We start from the raw sequence: 22,433 nt of genomic DNA, 5'->3' as shown, positions 1-22,433 counted from the left end.
GCCCGATCCTTCGTGGAAAGAAGACCGTACGATTATGAGGACTAAACAATCCATCGTCATGCTCGCAGCCCTCGCCGCCTGCGGGACTTCCGCGCACGCGCAGTTCGACCGCGGCGCCCCTGCGGCGCCGGCGGCGGCCGCCGCGCCCTGGGACTCATTCAAGCTGAATCCCAAGGCGCGAGTCACCCTGGACTTCCGGAACAGCAATGTCGACGCGGTCCTTCACGTTCTCAGCCAGGCGAGCGGCGTGACGATCATCAAGGATCCTTCGCTGACCGGCGGCATCACCGTGCAGAGTCCGACGCCGCAGTCGCTCGCGAACGCCTTCGCGATCGTAAACGCCACCCTCGGACTGAAGAACTTTGAGATCGTCAAGCAAAGCAGCTTCCTGCTGGTGCAGCCCAAGTCGCAGCGCCCATCGTTCGGCGGATTCGGACGAGGCGGATTTGGTGGCGGGCAGGGCGCGGGCGGATTTGGAGGCGGCGGCCGCAGCAGCGCGGTGGAGATGCGCGTTTACACCATCAAATATGCGAACGCCACACAGCTCGCCCGCGCTATCAACGATGTCTTCGCAAACGCCGCAGCGGCCGCCGTGGACACGGGGAATACCCAGGGCGGCGCTCCCGGAGCCCCGGGCGCGCCGGCGGCGGGCGGCTTTGGCGCGGCGGGCTTTGGAGCCGGCGGATTTGGCGGGCGCGGCGGCGGCCGGCGCGGCGGAGGAGGAGGAGCGGGAACCTCCACCGTGAAGGCGTCGGCGGACGATTACAGCAACTCCATCATCGTCAACGCCTCCAGCCGCGATCAGGATCAAGTGGCCGACATCATCGACCAGATCGATAAGCCGACCGCGTCCCCACGGCAGACCAAGGTCTTCAAGCTGCAATACGCCCTGGCGTCTGACGCGGCGACGGTGCTGCAAAGCGTCATCAGCACCAGCACGACGCTGGGACGGGGCGCGGCCTCGACCACGAACAATAACAACAATAATAATCAGCGCCGCGGCGGCTTCGGGGGATTCGGCGGGTTCTTTGGAGGCGGCGGACAGAACAACACCCAGAGCACGGCGAACGGCACGGTCGTGGCCGAAACGCGCACCAACTCGATCATTGTCACGGCGACGCCGGAGAATATCGCGGTCGCCACCCAGGTCATCGCGCAGATCGACAAGCAGGTGGATTATGTCGGCACGACCTTCGTTTACACCCTCAAGAACGCGCGCGCCGATGTCGTCGCCAACCTGCTCAACCAATCGTTCGGACGGAGCGGATCCAGCTCCTCCACCGCCGGCGGCGGCTCGCTGACGGGACAAACGGTGTCGTCCAGCACCATCAACTCCGGGGTCGGCGGCTCGTCGAGCACAACGAACCGAAGCACCAATCAGAATAACTACAATAGTAACAACAACAGCGCCTCACGCTCCACGTCCGGCTCGGCCTCGACTACGATCACCACGGGCTTCGACAGCCAGGGCCATGTCGTCAACGTGCGAGACCTCAACAACGAGGTCCTGCTGATCCCAAATATCGACACCAACAGCGTGATTGTGGTCACCGCTCCGGAAAACCGGCCGCTCGTGGAGTCGATCCTCAAGGAGCTGGATCAGATCCCCGAGCAGGTCATGATCGAAACGCTTGTGGTGGAGGCCAACCTCGACGCCACCAATGAACTGGGCGTCGAGTGGAACTTCGCTCAGGGAAAGCCGTTCGGCATCAAGAATGGAACGGCGACCGGAACCCAGTCGTTCGGCGTACAAGCCAACACGGCGCAGCCCCAGGGCTTCCGTTATACGCTCAACGCCGGCGAGTACTCCGTCTTCCTTCAGGCCGTCAAGAGCGACACCCGCTTCGATGTCCTGAGCACGCCGCGCATCTTCACCACGAATAACGCGCAGGCGCAGATCAACATCAGCCAGAGCATCCCCTACGTGACCAGCCAGACCACCGACCTCAACGTCGGAACGATCTCCAACTATTCGTTCCTCGATGTCGGCATCGTCCTGACGGTGACGCCGCGAATCACCGAAAACGGCTATGTCACGATGGATGTTACGCAGACCGCCAACGACCTCGTCAGCTACACGTCGTTCAACGCCCCGATCGTCAATCAGCGCGAGGCGCAGACCACGGCCAGCGTGAAGGACGGCGAGACGATCGTGCTGGGCGGCATCATGAACACATCTTACGGGTCCACCGTCTCCAAGGTGCCGATCCTGGGCGATATTCCGCTGATCGGCAACCTGTTCAAGTCCACGAGCCGAGAGAAAAAGAAGACGGAGCTGCTGGTGTTCCTCACCCCGCATGTCGTCCGCGATCCCGAGGAAGCGCGAAAACTGCGCGAGCAAACGGTACTGGGCATCGATCAGCCGGTGCGCGGATATCTTCCCAAGGCGCTGCTGGGCTCTTCGACGAATCTGAGCGGGGCGACGCCGACCAAGACGGCTCCGATCGCGCCGCCCATTATCAACCCGACTCCGCCGGTCACCGGAGCGGGCGCGTCGGCGGCGCCGGCAGGGAACGGCGCTCCGCCCGCGCCCGGCCCGGTGACGACGACGGTCACGATTACCCCGCCGCCCGCCGGCGCGCCGCCGCCTCCGCTCGTGGTTCCGGCGCCCGGCGCGGCCGCCTCCAATGCGGAGAATGGCGCGGCGGCCGAAGCCGCGCCGGCTCCGAACGCCGCCGCGCCGGCGGACACTCCGCCCGCGCCGGGAGGCGATGCGCCGGCCGACAACGGCGGCCCCGGTGAATAAGATCGGGTAACACCGACGAAGCCGCCCCATCAGACCGGCAAACAGCAATGCGCCGGGCATTTGTCGGTCGGTTTCGGCCCTCTAGACTTCCGATTCAGGACATGAGAGACGCTGCCACGCTCTGTATTTCCTGACCGGTAGCCGAAGGACCGAAACCGACCGACAAATGCCCGGCGCATTCATCGTTCCTTACATCTATTCGCTCAAAATCTATTCTCTCAGGCGCGCATGTTCTATGCCGAGTTCACATGCACGCGTGCGTACAGATTGCGAAACGCCAGCGGCGTCATCGCATGGGCGCGCTTGAACAGTCTTCGAAAATATCCTCCATCGGCAAAACCGCATTCGCGGGCGATCTCATCCACATTCTGATATCCTTCGATCAGCAGCCGGCGCGCGTAGGCTAGGCGGCAGTCGTGGACGGCGTCGGTCATCGTCTTGCCATACGCCTCGCGAAAGATCCGCGCGAGATAGTTCGGGTTGCAGCCGACCTTCTCCGCGACCTCAGCCACCGTAATCGGTTCGTGAAAGTGCGCGATGATATACGCGTTCGCCCGGTTCGCGGCGGAAATCGAGGAATGCCGCGCGGCGCCCGTAGCTTCGTGCGAACGCGCGGCCTCGCGCAGGATCAGCGTCACGAGCAGATCGGCCGTCATCTGTTCGAGCGATCCGCTTTCCTGGTCGTCCAAAAAACGGCGAAACGCCTCCGCCAGCTGGTCCGGACGGCTGACGGACGCATGCTGCGCCACATCGCAGGATTGCCGCCCCGCGCTCTCCGGCGTTTCCCGAATCAAAAAGTGCAGCCAGAAGTACGACAGGTCGGCTGGATAGATCTTCGTCCCGAAATGACGCCGCTCCGGCCAGAGAAGCAGAGTCTCACCGGCGGCGACATGAAACGCCTTCTCGGCTTCCTGAATATCCAGCACGCCGGAACGGACATAAATCAGATCGAAGTATGGAAATACCCGGTCCGGATGCGTCCCCTTGCCGCTGGAGACAAAAAGACCGGCGTTGATCGCCTGCACCGGGAGAGAGAAGTTCAGCTGGCAAATGTCCATCATCGAATTCGCGCGCGGCCGGCGCGGGTAAGATTTGTCCTGGTATTGTGCGGATTTCTAATCTTGCATCCCACAAACATAACTGCTAATATATACCATATGGCGCGACAACTTACCAATCCCTCAACACAAATCCGTCGATACAACCGGTTACGTCCGGTCTCGGCGCGCTCCGTCCAGATTCAAGACGCGTTTTGGAGTCCGCGCATCGCGATCAACCGCTCCGTGACCTTGCCGTCGCAGTTCCAGCAGTGCGAGGAAACGGGACGCGTGGATAATTTCCGGCGCGCCTCCGGCAAGAAAGAGATTCCCTTCGAGGGCATCTTTTTCAACGACTCGGATGTTTACAAGCTTCTGGAGGCGATGGCGTTCGCTCTGGGACAGCATCCGGACGACGAGGCGCTGATTCGGATGGCCGATGTGCTGATCACTGAGATCGCCGACGCCCAGGACGCGAACGGTTACCTAAATACCTACTTCAGCGTCAACCGCGTGGGAGAACGCTGGACGAATCTCAAGGACATGCACGAGCTGTACTGCGCCGGCCACTTGATACAAGCGGCGGCGGCGCACTTTGACGCGACGGAAAGCACGCGCCTCCTTGATGTCGCGAAACGCCTCGCCGACCACATCTGCGAAACGTTTGGCCCCGTTTCTGAAGGCAAGCGCGAGGGCGCATGCGGCCACGAGGAGATCGAGCTGGCGCTGGCGGCGCTCTACAAGGCGACGGGCAACGACCGCTATCTGAACCAGGTCGAATATTTCCTCGGCGCGCGCGGCCAGGAAGTTTCCGCGCTTTACACCACCCCGCCGACCCGCGACTTCGACCGCCGATACTTCCAGGACCAGGTTCCCTTCCGGGACCTTACGGAAGTGGTCGGGCACTCCGTCCGGCAGATGTATCTGGACAGCGGCGCGGCGGACTTATACGCGGAAACAGGCGACGCTTCGCTGCTTGCGGCCCTGGAAGCGCAGTGGCGCAACATGACCGAGCGCCGAATGTACGTGACCGGCGGCCTGGGCGCGCGCTGGGAAGGCGAGGCGTTCGGCGCGGACTGGGAACTGCCGAGCGACCGCGCCTACGCGGAAACGTGCGCGGCGATCGGCGGCGTGATGTGGAACTGGCGCATGCTGCAAATCGCCGGCGACGCGAAGTACGCCGACCAGATGGAGCTTCAGCTCTACAACGCGATGCTCGCGGGCCTCTCGCTGGACGGCGCTTCTTATTTCTACCAGAACCCGCTCAGTAACGACGGCTCCCATCGCCGCCAGCCCTGGTTCGGCTGCGCCTGCTGCCCGCCGAACATCGCGCGCCTGCTGGCGTCGCTGAGCGGCTACTTCTACTCCGTCGACGACAGCAATGGCGTGTGGGCGCATCTGTACGCCGCCGGCTCCGCCGAGCTTCCTTTGCAGGGCGGCGGATCGATTGCGCTGAAACAAGAAACGATCTATCCCTGGGACGGAGACATTCGTTTCACCGTGGAGAACACGCCCCACGCCGGCGCGACGCTGCATCTGCGCATTCCCGAATGGGCGCAGGGCGCGACAGTACAGGTCAACGGCGAAGCGCCAAGGTCGGTCGAAGCGGGAGCGTACGCCGCCGTGGATCACCCCTGGACGACCGGAGACACCGTGCGCCTGACTCTGCCGATGCCCGTGCGCGCCCTGACCGCCGATCCGCGTATCGCCGACGCCTACGGCAAAACGGCTCTCGCGCGCGGCCCGCTGGTCTACTGCCTGGAGCAAATCGACCATGACGGCGTGGACGTCCGCGACATCGTTCTGAGCGATGACGCGATCGGTATTGATTTTCAGAAAGAGTTACTGGGCGGCGTCACCGTCCTGCGCGCCGCCGGGAACGTTTTGGACCGATCGGCGTGGGCGGCCGGCGCCTACCTCGATCGTGCGCCAGGCGGCTCCCCCGGCCAGGCCATCGCCGTGACGGCCGTCCCCTACTACGCCTGGGCCAACCGCGAGGCCGGATCCATGACGGTCTGGGTCCGAAAAGGCTGATCGTTCGCAAATTTGCGATAATGACGCCGGGCGACTTCCATCGCCCGGCGTCTTTTTTTGCCCACTTCCCCAAACATATCGTCAGTCCGCTTCCCGCCGCGCTTCCCTTCGCAACTATTTTCACGATTTTGCTTGACTGAAAAAACGTTTTCTGTTAAACTTTGAGTGCGATATCTGACTTCAAATAGGAGAAATGAAAATTTCATAACCCTGACTGAAAACATAAAATAATTTCAGAAACAATCAAGAAAAATCTTGACAGACGACGCCGCTCTTGCTATCATTAATGGTACAAGAGAAGCCGTTGCCGACACGTCACGGCGGCTCTGGCGGAAAGGCATGTCTGTATGAGCAATTTTTCATCACAAGTTATTCGAACCGTCCTGGACAAGGATTGGCGCGTTCAGGAGGCCCCGCGCTCGGACGCCCCCGAGCATCGCCGGCTGGCCTGGCTGAACGCGGAGGTTCCGGGTCATATCCATCTGGATTTGATGCGCGACGGCGTCATTGGAGATCCGTTCGTGCGCATGAATGAGCGCGGCGTGGAGTGGGTGGACGAAACCGACTGGGTCTACGAAACGCGCTTCCAGGTGGAAGAGCTGACGCCGGCGCATCGCGCCCTGGTGTTCCATGGGCTGGACACGCTCGCCGAGATCGAGCTGAACGGCGAGGCGCTGGGCCGCACGGAGAATATGTTCATGACGCATCGCTTCCCGGTGGACGGGCGGCTGAACGTTGGTGAGAACACGCTGCGCGTCACCTTCCGCAGCGCCACGCGCGTCGGCCGGGCGCGTCAGGAGGCGTGGGAAGTCGCTCAAGGCTCCGAGATGCCGGGGCACTGGGATAGCTGGGCGCCGCGTTCGTTCGTCCGCAAGGCGCAGTACATGTACGGCTGGGACTGGGGTCCCGTGCTGAGCTCCTGCGGGATCTGGGCGCCGGTGGAGCTGGTGACGGTTCCGCTCGCCGAGATCGGCGACTGGAAGTACGAATACGATTTTCTGGACAGCGGCGAGGTTTCCGTCCGCGTGACGGCGACTGTCGAGCGCCGCGCCGCCGGCGCGGGATTGACGCTGGATGCTTCCGTGGCGGGCGAGAACTGGACGGGATCGATTTCGGCGGTCGTTCCGGAGGCCATCGGCGTGCATGAGATCGCCCTGCCGGCGGTGACGATCAACGCGCGGCTCTGGCAGCCCCGAGGACTTGGAGACGCCGCCCGCTATCCATTGCGGATCGCGCTGCGCCAATCGTCGGAAGAGATCGATGCGCTCGACGCGCGCGTCGGTTTCCGAACGGTGCAGTTGATCCGCGAGCCGGACATGGACGGCGCGGGGGAGACCTTCAAATTCCGCGTGAACGGCGTGAATATCTTCGCGAAGGGCGCCAACTGGATTCCGGACGATTCGTTCATCACGCGCGTCACCGAGGAGCGGCTGCGCGAGCGGATCACGCAGGCGCGGGACGCCGGCTTCAATATGCTGCGCATCTGGGCCGGCGGGTTCTACGAAAGCGAAGCGTTCTACAACATTTGCGATGAGCTGGGGATCCTGGTCTGGCAGGACTTCTTGTACGGCTGCGCCTACTATCCGGATCTCGGCGAATACGCGGAGGGGGCAAGGCTGGAAGCGGCGCAGGCAGTGCGCCGTATCCGCAATCATCCCTCGCTCTGCCTCTGGTGCGGCAACAACGAGAACCACACCATGTTCGCGGACAAGTGGAATGGTCTGAACCCGTCGCGCCATATCGGCGAGCATCTCTATCATGAGATCCTGCCGGAAGTGCTGGCGGCGGAAGATCCGGCGACGCCCTACTGGCCGTCCTCGCCCTACGGCGGCGATCTTCCGAACAGCGCGAACGCGGGCGACTGCCACAACTGGGATGTCTGGCACGGACGCGGTGACTGGGTTCACTACACTGAGAACGATTCGCGCTTCTGCTCGGAGTTCGGCTTCGCGGCAAGCTGCGGCATGGCGGCCTGGGAAGGCGTGCTGGCGCCCGAAGACCGCGCGCCGCACTCGCCGGTCGTGAAGTGGCATGACAAGACGCGCAAGGGCTACGACACCTACATCGGCATGCAGGATATCCACTTTCCGGTGTCTCAGACCCTGGAGGACCTGGTCTACTACAGCCAGTGCAACCAGGGCGAAGCGATGCGCTACGGCGTGGAGCACTACCGACGCCGCATGGGGCATTGCTGGGGCACGCTGATCTGGCAGCTCAACGACTGCTGGCCCGTGCAGTCCTGGGCGATGATCGATAGCGCCGGCGAGCCGAAGGCCGTCTATTACGCCGCCAAGCGGTTCTACGCGCCGCAGCTTCTTTCGCTGTACCGCAAGGGCGACATCGTCGAGGCGCATCTGGTCAACGATCGTTCCGAGCCGATCCCGGGCGTGCTGACGATCACGCTGCTCGGCTTCGACGGCGAAACGATCCAGCAGACGGAGACCAAGGCGAAGGCGCCCGCCAACGCGGCGGCAATCGTCACGACATTCGATCTGTCGGCGGCAAAAGGACGCGAGCGATCCACCGTGCTCCACGCGCGGTTCGCGCCGGCGGACGGAACGCCCGCCTTCGACAGCACGCTGCTGCTCGCGGAGCCCAAGGACCTGGAGCTGGGAACGCCGTCCATTCACACGCGTCATGAGCGGATCGGCGAACATGAGATCGCCGTCACGCTCACCAGCGAGACGTTCGCGCCCTATCTCTGGCTGCGGCGCGGCGACAACACGCCGCTCACGGTGTCGGACAACTTCTTCCATCTGATGCCGGGAGAAGCCAAGACCGTCATCATCACGGCGAACTGCCCATGCGGCGGAGCCGATCTCGCCGACAAGCTCGTGGCGCGCACCCTGGCGGACCGATCGCCGGCATAAATATCATTCAGGCGACAACATCCCGGGGCATGACGTCACGCCCCGGGATCAAGGAAACTTTCATGTCCATCAAGCGTATTCTTCGGATCGCTTTGCTTCTATTGCTGTTCATCCCAAGCGCGGCTGTCCATGCGGACACCCAGAAAACGGTTCTGCGTTTTCGCTTTTGGGGGGACTTCAAAGAGATCGCCATCATCAATAAAACGGTCGAAGCGTTTGAGCGCGACCACCCGGGCGTCACCGTACGCGCCGAGCGCCAGCCGCCGGGTGACGAATATGCGCAGAAGCTCATTGTCGAGCAGGCCGCGCACCTCACGCCCGATGTGGTCTTCTGCGGCGGCAACTACCCGCAGTTCGCGGGACGCGGGATCCTGGCGGATCTGACACCGTTTTTGAAGGCCGACCCGTCCGTCAACCTGAACGACTACTATCCTCAGCTGGTGAACGTCTTCCAAAGCGGCGGCAAGACGTACGCCATTCCGCGCGATATCGCGCCGATGGGCCTGGTTTACTACAACAAGACACTCTTCGACAAAGCCCATCTCCCCTACCCCGACGGCTCCTGGAGCTGGGATTACAAGCCGCATCCCGAGCGCGGCAATCAAGATTTTCTCACCGTCGCGCAGAAGCTGACGCATCACGGGCAGACGAGCGCCGACACGGTGTATGGCTTCGCGGGCGGCTGGTCCGAGCAGACGATGAACAACTTCGTTTACTCATCCGGCGGCTCCTTCGTGGACGATATCAAGGCCCCCAAGAAACTGCTGTACAACGATCCATTGGTCGTCAACGCTATGCAGCTGACCGTGGACATGATCCAGAAGTACAACGTATCGCCTTCGACGATCGAGCTGCAATCGTCCGCCGTCGGCCCGCATGAGCTTTTCACTCAGGGCAAGCTGGCGATGTACTGCACCGGTATCTGGGAAGTGCCGCGATTCCGGGACGAGATCAAGGACTTCGACTGGGATATCGCCGCCTTTCCCGCCGGTCCGAAGGGACAGCGCGGCGTGATGACCGGCTGGTCCGGTTATGGGATTACATCCGACAGCAAGCATAAGCAGGAGTCCTGGGAACTGGTCAAGTACCTGGCCGGCGTGAAGGGGCTGAGCGGCCTGGCGAAGTCCGGTCTCGCGCAGCCGTCGATCGCCAAGCTGGCGGATTCACCGCTCTGGCTCGACGGATCGCGCCCCAGGAACCGCAAACTGACGATCGACGAGGTTCCGTACGTCCACTTTGAGGTCCTCAGCCCAAGCTGGCCCGAGATCACGTCCATCATCACGCCGAAGCTGGAACTGGTGTGGAACGGCACGCTGACGGCGCAGCAGGCGGTCGATCTCTTTATGCCCCCGGCGCAGGCCAAGCTCGACCAGATCAACCACCCGCCCTATCATCCCACGCTCAACTGGGGCGCGGGCTTCGGCGCCATGCTGGTCATCACGCTGCTGATCGTGGCGTGGGTATGGCAGGGCGCGCGCCAGGACCTGAAACTGGGCCGCAAGATTGGGTCGGGCGCCGAGGCGAAGGCGGGGTACGCGTTTATCTCGCCCTGGCTGATCGGCGCGATCGTGTTCGTCCTTGGCCCGATGCTGGTGTCGCTGATGCTCGCCTTTACTTCCTGGGACATGATCGCCCCAGCCAAATGGGTAGGAACGGGCAACTTCGCGGAAATGGCCCACGACGAACATTTCTTCAAAAGCATGCAGGTGACGGCGCTCTACACCATCTTCTCCGTGCCGCTCGGCGTCGCCGGTTCGCTGGGTCTCGCGCTCCTGCTCAATACAAAGATCAAGGGACAGACGGTCTTCCGAACACTGTACTATATTCCGGCGGTCGCGTCGTCGGTCGCCGCCTCGCTGATCTGGCTGCGCCTCTTCAACCCCGAGTCGGGTCTCTTAAACTACATGACCGCCGTGCTGCACCTCAATCCTCTTCTGCACGCGCTTGGCCTGACGGATCCCGCCAAGGGATATGTGAACTGGCTCGGCTCCGAAAAGACGGCGCTCGGCAGCCTTGTCGTGATGAGCCTCTGGGGCATCGGAGGCGGTATGGTCATTTATCTGGCCGGCCTGCAAGGCATCCCGCAGTCTTACTATGAGGCGGCCGAAATCGACGGAGCGACCGTGTTTCAGAAGTTCCGGCACGTCACCCTGCCGCTGCTGACGCCCACGATCTTCTTCACCCTGATCATGGGCGTGATCGGATCGCTGCAAACCTTCACGCAAGGCTTCGTCATGACGCAGGGCGGACCGAACAACGCGACGCTCTTCTACGTGCTGTATCTCTACCAGAACGCCTTCACCTTTATGAAGATGGGCTACGCCAGCGCGCTCGCCTGGGTGCTGTTCATCGTCGTTCTGGTCATCACCGCCCTGCAGATGAAGATGTCGCGCTGGGTCCATTACGAAGGCGCGGAAAAATAACGAGAAGGCTCGGAACACAAAATCCATGAGTAACATAATCACCAAGCCCACCCGGCCCCTGACGCTGCCGGCCAAAGAAGCGGCGGCGAAGTCCACCATCAAGTCGTCGCACAAGCGCGCGGCGGTCGCTCTCTTTAGCTTCGCGGCTCTGGGCGCCTTGCTGACGCTGACGCCCTTCTACCTGATGCTGGCGCTCTCGCTCAAGACCGCCTCCGAGATCGCCGCGAGCCCGTGGGCGTGGCCGCACTCGCCGCAGTGGATCAATTACGTCAAGACGTGGACGATCGAGGGAACCGGAGTCACGTTCTCTCTCTTCTTCAAGAACACGCTGACGATCGCCGTTCTGTCGACCGTGGGAACCGTGCTGTCATCCTCCCTGGTAGCATACGGCTTCGCGCGCCTGCGCTTCCCCGGCCGCGACCGGCTGTTCATGCTGCTGCTCGCCACCATGATGCTGCCGGGGATCGTCACGATGCTTCCCTCGTATGTGGGCTTCAGCTACCTGCACTGGATCGATACGCTAAAACCGCTGATCATCCCCGCCTTCTTCGGCGCCGCCTTCAACGTCTTCCTGCTGCGCCAGTTCTTTATGACCCTGCCCCGCGAACTCGACGAAGCCGCCCGCCTGGACGGCGCCTCCTATTTCCAGATCTACTGGAAGATCCTGATGCCGCTTTGCCGCCCCGCGCTGGTGACGGTCGGCCTGTTCTCCTTCATCGGCGCCTGGAAAGACCTGATGGGCCCGCTGATCTATCTCAACTCCACCGAGAACCAGACTCTGGAGCTGGGCCTGCGCACCTTCCAGACGATCCACGGCACCGACTGGAACCTGCTTATGGCCGGCTCCGTGATCGTCTTGATCCCGCTGCTCGTCCTGTTCTTCTTCGGCCAGCGTTACTTCATCCAGGGCATCGTGATGTCCGGTTTGAAGGATTAACCCCGGACGCAAAAAAGCGCCCCTCGATCGAAGGAAATCTTCGATCGAGGGGCGCTTTTCATTTGCCGCCTGCCATGACGCAGGTATTGATTCTTACTTTGTGCGGCTGATTTTCACCAGCACGACGCCGTGGGACGGCACGTCGGTCGTGAAGCTGGTTCGGAACGCTCCCAGATCTTTCTGCCGCCACAGGTCGCGCACGCGCTGTTCGCCAGTTGCCTTAAGATCCGCGAAGTTTGCGGTGACTTCGGCGGTCGCATCTCCCAGATTGAACAGGCCGACGGCCTGCGATCCATCTTCCAGCGGCTTTGCCCAGACTTGCAGGCGCGGCTGGGTCACGGAGTTGGTTTCGCCGTGGCTTGCGTACGGCGCGGCGCCGACCAGCGTGACATCGCCGCCGGCGGTGGAAACCTGCGTGGCCGCGCGGCCGAGCGGATCCTGGTCGATCGCCAGCACTTCGTCATTGGTGAGCAGGCTGAGGGTGAAGGGATCGAGCTTCTCCAGATCGCAGCCGATCAGCAGCGGCGATGAGAGCAGGCACCAAAGGCTCATATGCGTGTACTGCTCGTCGGGGCTCAAATGGGTAGGATGAAGCGCCGGCCCCCACCCGACCCAGCCGAGGATCATCATATCGGCGTCGTTCCAATGGCCGGGGCCGGAGTACGGCGCCCATTTGGACTGCGTGAAGCCGTTCTGGCAAAGACTCTCGTAGTTATCGACAATGTCGCCGGTAGTGCGCCAGGCGTTGGACAGACGCGCCCAGTCGTCCGCATGCTCAAATGGGGCGCTGTTGGAGAGGCTGAACACGAAGTCGCGGCCGCTGGCCTTCAGCGCCTCGGACATTTCGCGCGTGTGGGCCTCATCATTAGGGTTCCAGTCGTACTTCAGATAATCGAATCCCCAATCCGCCCATTGCTTGGCGTCGTTGGCCGCGAAGGAATAGGCGCCGAATTGATGGTGCGGATTCGGCTCGATAAAGCGCTTATCCTGAGGAGGCGACACCCAGGTATGCTCCGGGTTGGAGGCGCTGCTCCCGGGATACATCGCGTAGGAAGCCATCCAGGGCGTGGAGTAAATACCCGCCTTCAGCCCCATTGCGTGGATCTGGTCGGTGAGCGCTTTCATATTAGGGAAACGCTCATTTGCCTGAAGCGCCTTCGTGGCGGGATCTGGCTTGCCCTGCCAGGTATCGTCGATGTTGACGTAGCTCCAGCCGTGCCGATCCAGGCCGGCGGCGACCAGCGCTCTGGCGGAGCGCAGGACTTTGTCTTGATCCACGGTCCATGCCCAGGAGTTCCAGCTGTTCCATCCCATCGGCGGCGTCAATGCGATCTGGTCTCCAATAACGATCCGGAGCTTCTTCTCATCTCGCCCGCGCGCGCCGCGCGCTTTCAGCGTGACGAGATACGTTCCCGGTCGATCGACCTGGCCGGTGATCCGGCCCGTTGCAGGATCCACCGACAATCCTTTCGGAAGCCCACTCGCCGAGAAGGTCATTGGCCGGTCGCCGGTGGCGGGAATGGCGTACAGAAAAGGACGGCCGGGACGCTCGCCGTAAACGCTGGGTCCATGGATCCGGGGCGTGTTCGGAGCGGCCGGCGTTAGGATCCGCGATCTGTAGTCCGGCGTAACCTGGGACGCCGCAGGATCGGCGGCGAATGCGGCGGGTGTGAGGCAGCAGAGCGCCGCCGAGGCGGCGATGGCGCGTGAGGGTAACAAGGACATAGCGAAACCGAAACTCTCCTATGAAGATAGAGGCCGCGAGCCGAGGAATGACATTCGGCGGGATTACCAGCCGAATGTCGCTTTACAGTAGGCCGCCAGCTCTGCGGCGATGAGCTGGTGCTGCGCCATGCTGGGGTGCCCGCCGCAGCCGTCGTTGTAACTGCGGGAAAAGAAGTAGGCGTGGATCTTTTTGTCCCCCGCCTGCTGCATCTGCTCGACGATCGTTGTCAGGCTGTCCTTCATAAACGACGTCAGCGCGGCGTCGGCCATGGGACTCGTCAGGCAGACGATCTGGGCTCTGGGATAGCGGCCTCGGATTTGATGGATAAAGGCGATGTACGCGGCGTGGAAGGCTTCCGGGTCGCCGGCGCCGTCGTTCTGGCCCAGGCAAATCGTGACGACATCGGGCTGGTAACGCGCGAAATCCCACTCCCCGGGCGCGTTGGCGCTGAGATCCATCCTGCCGAACACGTCCGGCATGGTCACCTTCATATCACAGCAGCTATGATGCACGCCGATACCCGATGACGATGTCAAATGCCACTGCGCGTCCAGCGCACGCGCCGCCGCCGGGCCATAACTCATGTAGGCGTTATGCTGGTCGTACCATTGGCCTTCGCCGCAGGGTTTGACCGACGTGTCGCTGCCCGTGCCGCAGGTGATGGAATCCCCGATGAACTCCATCTTGCGCCTCGGCTGCCGATCCGGACGGACGAGCCCGGCGCAGCGGAAGCCAAGGAAATCCAGGTATCCAATTCCGGACTCGGTGTCTTTGCACAGCGTGACAGTGTGCGTTCCTTCTGGCAGTCCCTCGGCCACGCGGATCGTGTTGACGGGACCGGTCGTTTGCACGCGTATAGGTTTGCCGTCATCGACAACAATCTCGATATAGTTGTGCGAGTTTCCCCATAAGACCTGGTCGTTGACGATCGCGTCGCAGTACGTTCCGCGAAACTTGGCGCGGACCGTGCAGCCCGCCGCCCAGAACCGGGGCTTCTTGGGATCGCTGAAATCGATCCGTCCCATATATTGGATGTTCTTATTGTCGGCGGCGACGGACTCGCTTTGAGGCGCGCTGTCCTTCGCCGCCGCCGGATAAGCGCCAAACAAAGACACTCCGCAAGCCACAGTCAGACATGCGGCGAATACAATCGATACGTTCATGGCTTCGAGACTACTCCCGCGATATCTCCGACAAAATTCGGCAGCGCGACCGCCAGAGCCCCGCTTTGGGAAACCCGGGCCATGACCACCGACCCCGGTTTTCCCTCGGCCACATCCCAGAGGCGAACCTGGTATCGTCCGGGCTCCAGGCCGCTGAAGTGAAGCGTCGCCGTTCGCGGAGTCTTGCCGGCGCGGTCGCGGTCGTAGGCCCAGAAGAGCGATGACGCGGCGTTTCCCTTCGCCATGACCGCCACGCCAGGGGCGTACGCCGTGGCGATGATACGTTTCGCGACAAACCAGTCGTCTCCTGTATTAAACAGCGAGAGCGTGTGCGCGCCGGACGGGACGTCCACGCTCAACACCTGGTCGACATTGTGCTCACGATCCGCAGCGGGAAAGCTGAGCTCCTGCGGCGACGCCCCGTCCAGCGAAAGCGTGGGATGCGCCCCGCCCTTGCCGACAGAGCCAATCAGCACGCGAAATTGGAATGGCGCGGAGCTATTGACATGAAACACGATCGGATGCGGCATCATTTCACGATGCCCCTGGCCCTGGATATACGACGAAATTCCAGAGAGGTCCGGCGTTCCCGATGCGGTCAGGGTGACATCCGTTTTGGTCGTCGCCTCCCATCCTCCAGGCGGCGCGAACGATAAGTCGCCTTTCGGCCCCGGAGCGTCGATCGTCACCTCCACGGGATCCATAGGCGCCAGGGACGGCACGCCGAACGCCTGGACAAACGCGCCGGCCGAGGCGAAGACCGGCCAGAAGTTTCTGGAAGCGACGCGATCCCAGTACCAGTACTGCTGCGCGCCGGCGGTCGGCGCCGTAAGGCCCGCCCAAAGGCCGTCATGCACGAGGCCCGGCAGATCTTCCGGCCGGACGTCTGGTGGACCCCATTCACCAAAAAATACGGGAGTTTTCAGACCCTTCGTCCGCAGCGCCGCGAACGTCGAGACGACATCGGGCGGATACGAATGGATCTGATCGTAATCCAGTCCGATCTTGGACAATGGATTTCCGGGGTCGCTATAGCTGGTCGTGAGCAGATGGTGATTGACGTCGAGGGAACGCAGGTACGCCGCCATCTCTTTGTGCCAGTCAATCACGTCCTGAAAATGACTGTCGGCCTCACCGATGTTCTGCACTTCGTTGAACAGCTCAAACGCCAGGATATGGTCCGAATATCCCCATCGAGCCACGATATAGCGATACTTCGCCTTCGTCAGCCGCCGCGCCTCGGGATCCGTGAAAAAGTCATCCGGCTTTTTCAGAAACCCGCCGTTCGCGGCATTGAACGGATTGCTCGACCAATTAGGATCCGTCTTCTCGGTATACTGGCCGTGATGCTGAAGCGTCATTTGCAGATAAACGCCGTGCTGCGCCGCGGAGTCGACAATCTCATCCCAATGCCGCGCGACATCCAGGAGATATTCACCGATCTTCGGATTTTTGACGCTGTCGGCTGCCCACTCCAGGTTCTTGCCATCCCAATTGTTCATCCACACGCGCGCCCAGTTCAGATGCGCCTTCTCCATTTGCGCGAAATATACGGGATAGGCAGGATCGCCGCCGTTCCGCCACGCAACGTTGATTCCGATGGGATAGTAAGGCTGCGCGCCGTCAAAAGCAAACTTCTGCGCGATCTTCGGATTGACGCGAATGAACCCCAAGTCTTTGGAAGCAACGCCACGAAAGCGGCTCGCGGACAATCCAATAGGCTGCGCCGCCGCGCCATTTCGCGTAATCGAAAGCCTGTACTCCCCAATCACCGTCGGCGCATAACGCACCCGCCAGCGATCGCCATCCCAGAAGGCCGGAACAACCGCGCGCAGACCATGAGGACCAGTAATGACGGCGTCGATATCGTTGACGGCGGGATCGAAGGGATTGCCTGTGGGATTGGGAAGCGTGAAGGCGGCCTCGAATTTGGCGAATTGCGCGACGGTTGATTTCATTGGCGGCTGCGCTGCAGCGCATGAAGTCGTTATTAGGCCCACCAGTAAAGTATACACACAGAGATTCGCGGAATTCTTAGCGCCCGTATGAGCTTGTGAATATGTTGACGACAAAAATGGATTTTTTTTCGGCATAACCGCGAGCCAATTTTCTACAAGAAATAAAGGACAAGGAGGAAGCATCTTGAGAATCCTCCACTCCTTGCTGAAAAACCATGAAGCAAATGGTCTATTACTTCGGCTGTGCTTGCCCTGGCTGCGGAGCCGATTGCCGCGCAGAAGCCTGCGCCGCAGCCGCTTGCTGAGCCGCCGCAGCCCGCTGCTGAGCGGCGGCGGGCGACTCGGCTTCATCAGATCCGCCGGACGCGCCGGCTTGATGTCCGCAGCCCGCTAATCCAAGCACAGTTAGGACGCTCAGTCCAGCAATATACTTTCCCCAATTACTCATTTCAAATCTATCCTTTATCCCGCTGCATTCACTGGAAATGCCCTGCTTTGATTCACCGTAAATTATGAAAGCGATCAATAATAAGAGCCGTGCAGGATTGCACGGCTCTTTGCTTCGCTTAAACAGCCAATTACTGGATGCTGAACGTTGCGGCAACAGTAGAATCGGTGCAGTTGGTGTTCGCCGCCGTCGCGCCTCCACTCGGTCCAGCCGCATAGATACCGCCGCAGTAGCCGTCGCTCGGGTCGTTGTAGCCCGCAGTTACGGAATTCGGCTTCAGGAACTTTGCATGAGTATCAGCCATCAGATAGTTGGCTCCCATTTGATGGCGGCCGTCCTTGGACTGGAAGTTCGCGCTCTGCGAACTGAAGCGCAGCCATCCTGTGGCGTACTTCAAGTTTGAGCTGGTTGCGGAAGCCGGATCGGCGCCATTGCCGCCATTCGGATCGTAAGGACCGCCGTAGCCCAAACCGGAGGGGGACATGCCGTTGTACATATTGTCCGCATGGATGCCGTTCGCGTCGTCTTTACCATCACCCCGAGAGAGGTCATAGTACTTGCCGTTCGCGGTCTCAAAAAGCATAACGGTCTTTGTCGGCGAATTGAATTCCGCGAGGGTACGGCCGTCGGCGCTCCCCATAATCGTTGGGTCAGATCCAGGCTTACCGCCGAAATTAGCGTTAATTCCCAGCGACGCGCCATTCGTTCCAACACCAGAGTCATCGGGGCACTTGAACGCGCCAACACTCTTTACATAGGGATAGACCTGATAGGCCCAGCCAGCGCAGGTGCCATACCCGCTTGTGCCATTGGGCATTTTCTCGTCGTAGTCCTGATTGTACTGAACGACGCCAAGTCCGATTTGCTTAAGATTGCTGAGACACGCAATAGCGCGAGCCTTTTCCCGGGCCTGAGCGAAAACTGGGAACAAAATGGCCGCAAGAATCGCGATAATCGCGATAACAACGAGTAATTCGATAAGGGTAAAGGCTTGCCGCTTCATTATTCTTCTCCTATGATTGAATGTCCTGTGATAAGTCAATTACGAGGGGGCGCACAGGACTCACGCTCCACCAGTGACACGGGAACGACGAAATTCGCAGACGGGAGAGGCGTGGCCCCCTCGCGCGCTTCTTCAATTCGGGCGATGAGCTGTCGTACCGCCAATCGCCCCATTTGACCTTTGTTCACTCGCACCGTCGTCAGCGCCGGATATGAATGAATACTGAATGTCGTGTCGTCAAAACCGACGACGCTCAAATCTTTCGGCACGGACAGTCCCAAGGTCCGGCAAGCGGCCAGCACCGCGAATGCGTTCATGTCGTTCGCGGCGACAATCGCCGTCGGCGGATTGGCTTCCGCCATGAGAGGAGCCAGATACGGCTCCAGGTTTGCCCGACGCTCGGTGGAGACGATCCACTCGGGATTGGGAATGAGTCCAGCCTCCCAAAGCGCGCACAGGTAGCCGCGCTGGCGATCTCGGAACGAGGGCGCTGTCGGCTCGTCCTGAATAAATGCGATCCGGCGATGCCCCAGGTCCAGCAGATGCTGTGTCGCGGCGAGCATTCCGCCGAAGCCATCGCTCAGGATGCAGTCGTGGCGCCCGGAGGTGTCCCGGTTGTCCACCAGCACCGAAGGCGGCAGATGCGAATCGTAAGCGGCCAGAATATCCGGGAGCGCGGCGCCGACCAGCAGCATGCCGGCGACGGACTGTTCGCGGAACATCTTCGGCATCTCCGGAGGCGCTTCAAAGCGCGATGTCGTCCGAAGGATCAAATGACGTCCGAGTCGTCCAGCTTCGGCCTGAGCGCCCATCATTACGGGCGAATAAAAATCGTTGACGTGCGTGCCGTCCTGATCGGAAGCGAAGAACAAGAATCCCAGCGACTCGGCCGTCTCAGCGCCCATCGGCTCCGCGTCCGCCTTGACCACGCGCTGACGCGGCTGATAGTTCAGCTCGGCGGCGGCGTGCAGCACGCGGCGACGCGTCTGGTGGCTGAGAAGTTCCGGAGTGCGGAATGTCCGTGACACCGTTGCGGGTGAAACACCGGCTTGTCTTGCGACTTCATTGATACTGGACATAAGCTATTATAGCAACGGGACGATGATCTGTCAACAATTATTTGCAGAAATTTATGAAACTATCAGAAAATATTTTCAGGACGTCAAAACGGAGCAAATCCTAGGTCAATTCAGAGTAAAAAGTAACATGCTGGTATACATATAATAGAGCAATTAGGATTTTTTGCTATGAATTCTGAACGAATTGCGCGTGCAGCCGAATGAAAATTCTCAGGCGCTCTGAAATTTTCTGAGCGCAAATCATTTTCATTCACGCTCAGACGGGCGCTCCCAGTTCCGCGCATAAATGCCGCGCGGCTGGATCGGCAGACCGGCGGCGTACAGATGGGAAGTATCGCCCAGCCCTACGCAGCGGGGTACGGCCCATTCGTCCGACTGCTGCTCCATCAGCACCATGCTCACCGATGACGGCGGCAGCCAGAACCCGGACCACATCGTCGAGACTGGAATTTCAAGCAAATAAGCCAGCCACGTCAGGCCAAAACCGCCATGGCAGAACACCGCGACGCGATCGTCCGTGGGCGCGACGCAGCGATAACGGCGCCCTTCGCGGACATAACCCAAACGAGCTAAGAACGCATCCGACGCCTTTCCAAGACGCGCAAACGGCTCCGCCAGCTCATCTTTATGGACAGGGGGCGTACGATGCCAGTTCTCGTAGGACGGATAATCAGCGCCGGCCCTAAAAACTTCCCCGGGATAGTCCCAAACAGCCCCAGCGTCCTGAATCCCCTCCCCGCGCATCACCCAGTCAAGCTCCGTCGTCCAGGACTCGATCCGCGGCTCCAGGCCAAGGAGTCGCGCCGTGTACCCGGCGGTGTCGCGCGCGCGTCCGAGAGGAGAGCTGTAGATGCAATCGATGCCGACGGTTTTCAATCGGATGGAAAGGGCCTGGGCTTCAAGATGGCCAAAGTTCGTGATCGTGTTGTTGGGATAATCGGGATCCGCATGGCGGATAATGTATATTCTCATAGTAGCGCTAGAAGAATTATACCCGGCGCCCCTATGGTTATTTCCATGTGTCCTTGGCTATCGGAAAGAACGAAGGTGGGACACCTAATTAAGAGGCGCAGGGTAGCAGACACCCTTAGAAATGCACAGCCGCAGCCTGAAATTTCGTCGAGCATCTGTGCGTACGTTTAAATATAAGGCGCCCTACCTCAAAGAATACCGTAACACAATAAACTCAGTGTCTACCAATTAAAACCTAAGGCCGTTGTTGCAGAGATTAACTATAAAAGGAATTGATGGTATAATGCCAAGTGGGTGCGTGATCCTCTGCGCATCCTGTCCTTCTGTCACCATACAACACAGGTGACAGGCTCGTTTCCAGTAATTCTCCGGTTCAAAACTTTTTTGCACGGCGTCGATTTTGCTGTAACAAATCGACATCTGTTTCCTATTGCCATTTGAGCGTAGGACGCACCCCAACGCCCAACTTAGCGCTGCTCACAGAATATTAATTGTATCTGCGGATTTTGTGATGATAAGACCTGAGAACATTTCTATTCTTGACAATAAGGCTGGCCGCTGCTGGGACTCGTACGAGGTGGACAGGTCAATGTGCTGGTGGATGGAGCGAGAACAAGAAAGGCTTGTTTGGGCTGCAGCATACCGGTATCTAGGCTCTGGCGTTACTCTGGAAGATGTTGAGGAAGCTTGGGTGACCTTCTACTCGGAGGGGGTAGAACGCAGCCGTCTCTCATATCGACCAGGCGGGCCTGACTTTGCGACATATGCTCTTCACGTATGCTTTAAGCGCGAGTGCATTCGGCGCGGCGAAGAGATCCGCAAGCGGAAACGCGGATCGATTTCCATAACCGCAGCAGTGGCTGAAGAAGGCTTAAGTGACAATGAGCTCCTCGATTCTGCCGCCGGGCCACACGCGCTTCTGGAACAGCAGTCCCTTATCCAGGCGGTAGTCGATTTCCTTAACGCAGGCAATCTGCCGGCGCAACAGCGCAGAGCGTTCGAGCTCAAGCACTTTGAGGAAATGTCGAACGAAGAGATTGCGGAGGAACTGGGGGCGCCTGTTGGCACCATAAGAGTTTGGGTCCATCGCGGAGCTGTTAAGGTGCAGGAGTTTCTAACCCAGAAAGGATGGGCGAATTGAACTCGGGGAACCGCAATGGCATGAAGGCGCCGATGTCATTTAAGGACTTGCTACACAATACATTGGGCGAAGAGGCCCACGCTTCCGACACCGAATTGATAGAGCTGAGCGCAGGCGTAATGCACCCGGAGCTTGAGCCGTTAATACGCGAACACATTGGCCAATGCGTCCAATGCGCTGCGGAGCTTGCAGAACTTCAAGCCACACTTTCCTCATGGGAAGACCCCCTGGTGATTGAGAGACGCGAAACAAGGATCCATCGCGCCGCCGTGATGAGAGGCGCTGATAGCAATTCCTGGTGGACGGCTATCCGCGATTGGGTAACGCTCGTTGGGTTACGTCCAGCTCTTGGAGCTATGGCTGCCAGCGACGATTCCGACGAGCTTCATTTTCCGATACATGAAGAGGATGGAACGGTTGTCGCTGGTCTGTTGGGCGTCGTTCAGAGGCGAGGGCCGGCGTATTATGTGCGCCTGACGACATCCCATTCGCTTCGTGATCAATATGCGGGACGGCAGGCGGAAGTCGTTGTTGCCGACCCAGAAACGAGGAAGGTATTAATCACAAGGAAGGCGACCTTCTACCAGTTTGTTCTGCTTGGCACCGATCTTCAAATCGACAGCCAGAAAATCGCCGCGAGACTACTTCCTTGACCACGCTCGAGCACCTATATGATGTGACGAAGGAGCTTTTCGAGAAACCCAACACTTATGGAATGGGGCTCGATTGGATCGATCGCGTCCTGCCGAAATTTACTGGGGCATGCCGCAACGCTGTACTCGCAGGGCATGGCGACGCCTTTGGCGATTGGCGCGCCTGGCTTCAGGACAATGGGGCGAGGTCGCTGGCCGGCGCGAGTTCGGTTGCGGATATTCGCGAGGCAGGTGATCAAGAAG

Annotated in this window: 15 protein-coding genes; 7 read left to right on the top strand and 8 right to left on the bottom strand. The window is 60.3% G+C overall.

The window, feature by feature from the left end:
* Nucleotides 1-34: 34 nt before the first annotated feature.
* Complete coding sequence (locus D5261_RS18585) at nt 35-2,746, top strand: secretin GspD/PilQ domain-containing protein (RefSeq protein ID WP_125206177.1); 2,712 nt, start codon at nt 35-37, stop codon at nt 2,744-2,746.
* A 233-nt stretch (nt 2,747-2,979) separates the two neighbouring features.
* Here the strand turns inward: D5261_RS18585 and D5261_RS18580 are convergent, their stop codons facing one another.
* Nucleotides 2,980-3,807: a helix-turn-helix transcriptional regulator gene (locus D5261_RS18580; protein WP_119323316.1), complete on the bottom strand. Its 828-nt coding sequence runs from the start codon at nt 3,805-3,807 to the stop codon at nt 2,980-2,982.
* 96 nt (nt 3,808-3,903) lie between these two features.
* Between D5261_RS18580 and D5261_RS18575 the strand changes: the two genes are divergently transcribed.
* The 4 genes from D5261_RS18575 (at nt 3,904) to D5261_RS18560 (ending at nt 12,047) form a co-directional block, all read left to right on the top strand.
* Nucleotides 3,904-5,817, top strand: coding sequence for a glycoside hydrolase family 127 protein (locus D5261_RS18575; protein WP_119323317.1), 1,914 nt, complete (start codon nt 3,904-3,906; stop codon nt 5,815-5,817).
* 347 nt (nt 5,818-6,164) lie between these two features.
* Nucleotides 6,165-8,687 carry a beta-mannosidase gene (locus D5261_RS18570; RefSeq protein WP_119323318.1) on the top strand — a complete coding sequence of 841 codons (2,523 nt, stop codon included), beginning with the start codon at nt 6,165-6,167 and terminating at the stop codon, nt 8,685-8,687.
* Between the two features lie 62 nt (nt 8,688-8,749).
* A complete protein-coding gene (locus D5261_RS18565; protein WP_165864439.1) occupies nt 8,750-11,110 on the top strand; it encodes an extracellular solute-binding protein in 2,361 nt (786 codons plus the stop codon).
* Nucleotides 11,111-11,135: 25 nt separating this feature from the next.
* Nucleotides 11,136-12,047 carry a carbohydrate ABC transporter permease gene (locus D5261_RS18560; RefSeq protein WP_119323320.1) on the top strand — a complete coding sequence of 304 codons (912 nt, stop codon included), beginning with the start codon at nt 11,136-11,138 and terminating at the stop codon, nt 12,045-12,047.
* Between the two features lie 93 nt (nt 12,048-12,140).
* Here the strand turns inward: D5261_RS18560 and D5261_RS18555 are convergent, their stop codons facing one another.
* From D5261_RS18555 to D5261_RS18525, 7 genes are all read right to left on the bottom strand, one after another.
* A complete protein-coding gene (locus D5261_RS18555; RefSeq protein ID WP_119323321.1) occupies nt 12,141-13,772 on the bottom strand; it encodes a putative Ig domain-containing protein in 1,632 nt (543 codons plus the stop codon).
* A gap of 63 nt (nt 13,773-13,835) precedes the next feature.
* Nucleotides 13,836-14,936 (bottom strand): SGNH/GDSL hydrolase family protein, encoded by a 1,101-nt coding sequence (locus tag D5261_RS18550; protein WP_119323322.1) that lies wholly within the window; start codon nt 14,934-14,936, stop codon nt 13,836-13,838.
* On the bottom strand, nt 14,933-16,894 hold the full coding sequence (locus D5261_RS18545; RefSeq protein WP_165864440.1) for a DUF5060 domain-containing protein: 1,962 nt from the start codon (nt 16,892-16,894) through the stop codon (nt 14,933-14,935). Before D5261_RS18545 ends, D5261_RS18550 begins: the two co-directional genes overlap by 4 nt.
* Before the next feature lie 232 nt (nt 16,895-17,126).
* On the bottom strand, nt 17,127-17,342 hold the full coding sequence (locus D5261_RS18540; protein ID WP_165864441.1) for a hypothetical protein: 216 nt from the start codon (nt 17,340-17,342) through the stop codon (nt 17,127-17,129).
* 130 nt (nt 17,343-17,472) lie between these two features.
* Nucleotides 17,473-18,345, bottom strand: a complete 873-nt coding sequence (locus D5261_RS18535) for a DUF1559 family PulG-like putative transporter (RefSeq protein WP_119323324.1) — start codon at nt 18,343-18,345, stop codon at nt 17,473-17,475.
* A gap of 35 nt (nt 18,346-18,380) precedes the next feature.
* The gene (locus D5261_RS18530) at nt 18,381-19,424 is read right to left on the bottom strand and encodes a LacI family DNA-binding transcriptional regulator (RefSeq protein WP_119323325.1); all 1,044 of its coding nucleotides are present in this window, start codon (nt 19,422-19,424) and stop codon (nt 18,381-18,383) included.
* A 246-nt stretch (nt 19,425-19,670) separates the two neighbouring features.
* On the bottom strand, nt 19,671-20,396 hold the full coding sequence (locus D5261_RS18525) for a histidine phosphatase family protein (protein ID WP_119323326.1): 726 nt from the start codon (nt 20,394-20,396) through the stop codon (nt 19,671-19,673).
* A 601-nt stretch (nt 20,397-20,997) separates the two neighbouring features.
* Here D5261_RS18525 and D5261_RS18520 point away from each other — a divergent pair.
* Nucleotides 20,998-21,537 carry an RNA polymerase sigma factor gene (locus tag D5261_RS18520; RefSeq protein ID WP_165864442.1) on the top strand — a complete coding sequence of 180 codons (540 nt, stop codon included), beginning with the start codon at nt 20,998-21,000 and terminating at the stop codon, nt 21,535-21,537.
* Between the two features lie 20 nt (nt 21,538-21,557).
* On the top strand, nt 21,558-22,190 hold the full coding sequence (locus tag D5261_RS18515) for a hypothetical protein (protein WP_125206178.1): 633 nt from the start codon (nt 21,558-21,560) through the stop codon (nt 22,188-22,190).
* The last annotated feature ends 243 nt before the right edge of the window (nt 22,191-22,433 follow it).

Source organism: Capsulimonas corticalis (assembly GCF_003574315.2).
Lineage (GTDB): Bacteria > Armatimonadota > Armatimonadia > Armatimonadales > Capsulimonadaceae > Capsulimonas > Capsulimonas corticalis.
This window is presented reverse-complemented; position numbering and strand designations above follow the sequence as displayed.